At 38.2% G+C, this 5,041-nt stretch carries 6 protein-coding genes; 4 read left to right on the forward strand and 2 right to left on the reverse strand.

The window, feature by feature from the left end; translation table 11 throughout:
• Positions 1-71 precede the first annotated feature (71 nt).
• Positions 72-1,147 (forward strand): IS3 family transposase gene (locus tag ACTJIX_RS14610; RefSeq protein WP_155757565.1). Its coding sequence is split into 2 segments (ribosomal slippage): positions 72-324 and positions 324-1,147, totalling 1,077 coding nucleotides; the frame shifts between segments, so codons are not numbered across the junction.
• A gap of 184 nt (positions 1,148-1,331) precedes the next feature.
• Here ACTJIX_RS14610 and ACTJIX_RS14615 read toward each other — a convergent pair.
• Positions 1,332-2,732: a heavy metal sensor histidine kinase gene (locus ACTJIX_RS14615; RefSeq protein WP_004763973.1), complete on the reverse strand. Its 1,401-nt coding sequence runs from the start codon at positions 2,730-2,732 to the stop codon at positions 1,332-1,334.
• The gene (locus ACTJIX_RS14620; protein WP_004679347.1) at positions 2,725-3,405 is read right to left on the reverse strand and encodes a heavy metal response regulator transcription factor; all 681 of its coding nucleotides are present in this window, start codon (positions 3,403-3,405) and stop codon (positions 2,725-2,727) included. Before ACTJIX_RS14620 ends, ACTJIX_RS14615 begins: the two co-directional genes overlap by 8 nt.
• A gap of 148 nt (positions 3,406-3,553) precedes the next feature.
• Between ACTJIX_RS14620 and ACTJIX_RS14625 the strand changes: the two genes are divergently transcribed.
• From ACTJIX_RS14625 to ACTJIX_RS14635, 3 genes are all read left to right on the forward strand, one after another.
• Positions 3,554-3,850: a hypothetical protein gene (locus ACTJIX_RS14625; protein WP_440611559.1), complete on the forward strand. Its 297-nt coding sequence runs from the start codon at positions 3,554-3,556 to the stop codon at positions 3,848-3,850.
• Positions 3,851-4,019: 169 nt separating this feature from the next.
• Positions 4,020-4,475 carry a helix-turn-helix domain-containing protein gene (locus tag ACTJIX_RS14630; RefSeq protein ID WP_004973749.1) on the forward strand — a complete coding sequence of 152 codons (456 nt, stop codon included), beginning with the start codon at positions 4,020-4,022 and terminating at the stop codon, positions 4,473-4,475.
• Between the two features lie 16 nt (positions 4,476-4,491).
• On the forward strand, positions 4,492-5,031 hold the full coding sequence (locus ACTJIX_RS14635; protein ID WP_141730351.1) for an IS630 family transposase: 540 nt from the start codon (positions 4,492-4,494) through the stop codon (positions 5,029-5,031).
• Positions 5,032-5,041: the final 10 nt, after the last annotated feature.

Consider the following 5,041-nt stretch of genomic DNA (forward strand, 5'->3'; position numbering starts at 1 on the left):
GGTAATCCCCCCTAAAAATAATAGGATCTAAAAGTAGAATTTTCTCTTAAGATACGAGCAGGAGATTCTGCATGAAAACATCTAAATTTACTGACAGTCAGATCATGTCCATCTTGAAACAGGCAGAATCTGGCACACCTGTAGCGACCCTTTGCCGTGAACACGGCATGAGTAATGCTACCTTTTATAAATGGCGTGCCAAATATGGTGGTATGGATACATCATTAATGGCTCGACTGAAAGAGCTAGAAGCCGAAAATACCAGACTTAAAAAGATGTATGCGGAAGAGCGATTAAAGGCCGAAATCATCCAGGAAGCGATGGCAAAAAAGTGGTAAAGCCATCTTGCCGGCGTAAGATGGCACAACAGGCAGTTGCCCAGCATGCCATTAGTATTCGTTTGGCTTGTAAAGCATTTGGCATTAGTGAAACCTGCTACCGCTATCAAGCCAAACTCAGCGATGACAATGCACTCATTGCTGAACAGCTCATTGAACTCACTGAGGAAAATTCCGATTGGGGCTTTGGTTTGTGCTTCTCGTATTTACGGCATGTTGAGAGTTGCTGCTGGAATCACAAGCGGGTTTACCGCATTTACTGTGAGTTGGCACTGAATCTGCGTATTAAACCGAGAAGAAGACTAAAACGGCATGCGCCTGAACCATTGAAGGAACCAATCCGAGAAAATCAGGTTTGGTCATTAGATTTTATGCATGATCAGCTTTCCGATGGTCGCAAGTTTCGATTATTGAATGTGATTGATGATTACCGCCGCGAAGGCCTAGCCATTGAAGCAGGGTTCTCAGTGCCCACAATCAGGGTTATTCGTACGTTGAATCAATTGCTGGAGTGGAGAGAAAAACCGTTAGTGATCCGATGCGATAATGGTCCCGAATTTATCAGTCACGAATTTGTGCGCTGGGCGACTGAGCACGGTATTCGTATTGAATATATTCAACCGGGTAAGCCACAGCAGAATGCGTATATTGAACGCTATAATCGGACCATACGTTATAGTTGGCTGAGCAAGCATTTATTTGATACTTTGGATGAAGTACAAGATTATGCAACAAACTGGTTGTGGCATTACAACCATGAAAGACCACACCAAGCAAACAAAGGAAGGCCACCTCTAATGGCTGCTTAACCTCTACTTTTAACTTCGGTTATTTATGGGAGGATTACCCATGGATGACAGGGGGGGCACAGTTTGGCCGAGCTATCATATTTGGCTACACAATTGCCATGATAGGTGCTGGCGTAGCTCTGGCTCTCAGTTTGAGCTTTATGTAAGGTCAACTCGGGTAAATGGAAGATGTTCAAAAAATGAGTTAAAATGATTCCCCTTGCATGGATTCACTTTGAAAAACAATGGTAAAAATGATTCGACCATTGAGGGATTCAGCCTGGATGGTCGCCCCAAGCATATCAAGAATAGATTTTGTTATCGCGAGCCCTAAGCCGGTTCCTTCTTCTGTTCTTTGTCTAGATGCATCTGTTCGATAAAATCGATCAAATAACCTGGATAGTTGTTCAGGAGAGATTTCAGGGCCTTCATTTTCAATTGAAAATATTGTGTTATCTAAATTCTGTTGAAGTTTTATGCGTATTGTAGAATTCTTATTTCCATATTTAACTGCATTAGATAATAGATTGCTGAGTGCTCGACGTAACATAGCAGGATCACCTTTGACATTTCCAGATCCTGTTTGTTGAAGCGTCATATTTTTTTCGGCAGCTAGCGCATCATAGAAATCAAATAAGGCTGTAACTTCTTTAACCAGGTCAATATTCTGTAAGTTCTGTAATTTTAGGCCATGTTCTGCTTTTGCCAAGAAAAGCATATCGGATACCATTCGAGCCAAACGTTCTAATTCTTCTAAATTAGAAAATAGTACTTCTTGATAGGTACTGGTATCTCGTTTACGGGCAAGACATACTTGAGTTTGAGTCATTAAGTTATTAATCGGTGTTCTAATTTCATGCGCTAAATCAGATGAAAAATCGGAAAGCCTTTCTAAAGCTGATTCTAGTCTGTCGAGCATATCATTGAAGGCAATTGCTAATGATTTTAGTTCTGTTGGTGTGTGCTCAACTTCTAAACGTTCTGAAAGATGTTGGGCAGAAATGCCTTCTGCGACCTTAGCCATTTTTTGCACGGGTCTTAAACCTCTCCAGGTTGCAAACCAGCCTAAAAACATTAAACAAATCGTACCGGCTAAACCAATGTAAAAAAGTTGACGCTTAAAATCATTTAAAAAATGTAGATGTTCAGATGTATCGATCCCCACAATAATGCGTACAGATTGTATTTCAGTATTTTTGTTTATATCCGTGTTGTAGATCATGCCACGATAGGTCTTATTCTTAATTTTCCATTTAATCCAAGGGTTATTTGCTGACTTGATTAACTGTTGAGTATTAATGATTGAAGGTGTTGAACTAAATAAAATCTGACCTGCCGGTCGTTCTATTTGGACCATAAGATCATGGTGTCCAACTAAAGCATCTTTCAAATATAGATCAAGTTCTGGAGAATTTTTAGGATGCTGTTGGAGAAGATTCTGAATAAGCTGGATTTTACCTTCTAATTGGGTACGATCTTGCGTTTCAAAATGATGCATCACTAATTTATGGATGAAAAACCCCATCATAATGAGAATGCATATAGTCGATAATGAGAAAATAATACCAATACGAAAACTGATAGATTTGAATAATTTATTATTCATCTTCTACCTCTAATACATACCCCATTCCTCGAATATTCTGAATTAACTTAGGGGTAAAATTACTATCTACTTTATTTCTTAATCGTTTAATAGCGACTTCAACTACATTTGTATCACTATCAAAGTTCATATCCCAAATTTGAGATGCAATAAGTGCTCTTGGTAGAATTTCACCTCTTCTACGCATAAAAAGCTCCATAAGCGCAAATTCTTTAGCCGTCAGATCAATGCGTTGACCTGCTCGTGTTACCCGACGTTTTCTCAAATCAAGTTCTAAATCAGCAATCTTAATAATATTATTATCTTCTCTTTGTTGCCCTCGTCTAAGGAGCGTTTTTATTCGAGCTAGAAGCTCTGCAAAAGCAAAAGGCTTAACTAAATAATCATCAGCGCCTAGCTCTAATCCTTTTACTCGATCTTCGATTTGATCTCGGGCGGTAAGAAAAAGAATGGGCATTGTTTTACCGCTGCTACGAATATCATTGATAATATTCCAACCATTTAGTCCAGGTAACATCACGTCTAAAATAATTAAGTCATACTCTTCAGAAAGAGCTTGATGTTTACCCGTTAACCCATCTGTAACCCAGTCCGTAATATAGCCAGCTTCGGATAAACCTTGCTTGAGATAATCACCAGTTTTTTGTTCATCTTCAACTAATAGTATTCTCATCTCAGAATCCTAAGTTATTCATTAAAACTATAATAACGTTATAAAACATCTGATCGAGATAGATTACAAAAATGTCATTTTCAAGTCACTTAGATGTTCAGTGCTTCACTTTATTGTAGTAGCAAGAAATTAACTTTTAGAGAAACTTATGAAAACTGTAGTGCGTCGTAGTCTAACAATTTTAATGTGTGCTGGAACTTTAATTGCTGGTACTCAATCTTGGGCAAAAGATGTATCAACCTCAAGTGCCACTAAAACGGTAAAAGCACAGGAACCTTGTACAAAACCTTGTAAAATGGAAAAAGATGACAAGACTCACCAAGATCATAGTCAACATCAGTCTCCTAACTCATCTGACATGTCAAAAATGGATCATTCTATGATGAATATGGACCATTCTAAAATGGATCATTCAAAGATGAATATGCCTGGTAGCAATAAATAATTTTATAAATAGCGAGAAAGAAGTATTAAAGTTTATACTAAATATTTGCTTTATTACTTCAATCTTGACCTTTCTAAAGGTGAGATAGAATGTCAAAAAAGTTAAGTCATAAGTTGACAAAAATAACTAATCATGCGAAAAAGTTTTTTTAGTTAACAGATGTTCACACATGCCTCGAATTGTTTCTGTACCACTTAGTTTAGAACAGCGAGAACGACTCATTTTTCTGGCCAAGCATGCAAAACATTGGCGTGAAAGACAACGTGCCCAAACTATTCTCTGGCTTTCTGAAGGTAAAAGTGTTGCGGAAGTTGCCACTCTACAAGAACGTATCCCAGAAACCATAAGGCTACAACGCCGACGTTGGGAATTGTATGAGTTTGAATCGATTAAAGAAGGTCATCGCTCAGGTCGGCCCAATACATTGATCTCAGACTATCAGGCGAAAATCCTAGATTGGGTCAATACAAGTCCACTCAATGCAGAACAAATCCGAGTCAAACTACATGAAGAATACGAAGTGTCCGTGTCTGTTGAAACCATTCGTAAGTTTTTACGTGATTCAGGTATGGTCTTCAAGCGTACCCGTCATAGCTTGAAAAAAAAGAGATCCGATTGCATTTGAACAAGCAACACAGCAGATTGAAAAATTACGAGAGCAAGCGGCACGTGGTGAAATTATATTAGGTTATGTTGATGAAACAGGGTTTTCATCTACACCTGATAACCGCTATGCGTGGACAAAGATAGGTGATGTTCATGCGGTTGATGCAATAAGATTAAAACGAGTTAATGTCATGGGGTGTTTGCTTTCAACGGGGAAACTGGTGACAAGTTGTTTACAAGAGTCTGTTACAAGCACTTGGTTTTATGCCTATTTAACTGGAATAGCTCAACAAGTAAAACAGACTTATAACCTTCCATTGGTTCTTATTGTTGATAATGCCTCGATTCATAGAAGTAAAAAGATGGCTGATTACAGAGAGCTACTTAAAAGTAACTTTTCGACGAATTTGTATTTTATTCCAGCTTATAGCCCTGAGTTAAATCGAATCGAGATGGTATGGAAGCAGATGAAATATTATTGGCGAGATTTTCAAGTCATGACAGCTGATAAAATAGAGCAATGGGTGGAGAGAGTATCAAACCAATTCGGAAAAGAATACATGTTTACTTTTTAATGACAGCTTA

Source organism: Acinetobacter sp. 22323 (genome assembly GCF_052044895.1).
Classification (GTDB): Bacteria; Pseudomonadota; Gammaproteobacteria; order Pseudomonadales; family Moraxellaceae; genus Acinetobacter; species Acinetobacter schindleri.

Bases quoted from the DNA above. Each gene is read 5' to 3' on its own strand.
- ACTJIX_RS14615 (WP_004763973.1), bottom strand. From the start codon at position 2,732: ATGAATAATAAATTATTCAAATCTATCAGTTTTCGTATTGGTATTATT.
- ACTJIX_RS14620 (WP_004679347.1), bottom strand. From the start codon at position 3,405: ATGAGAATACTATTAGTTGAAGATGAACAAAAAACTGGTGATTATCTC.
- ACTJIX_RS14625 (WP_440611559.1), top strand. From the start codon at position 3,554: ATGAAAACTGTAGTGCGTCGTAGTCTAACAATTTTAATGTGTGCTGGA.
- ACTJIX_RS14630 (WP_004973749.1), top strand. From the start codon at position 4,020: ATGCCTCGAATTGTTTCTGTACCACTTAGTTTAGAACAGCGAGAACGA.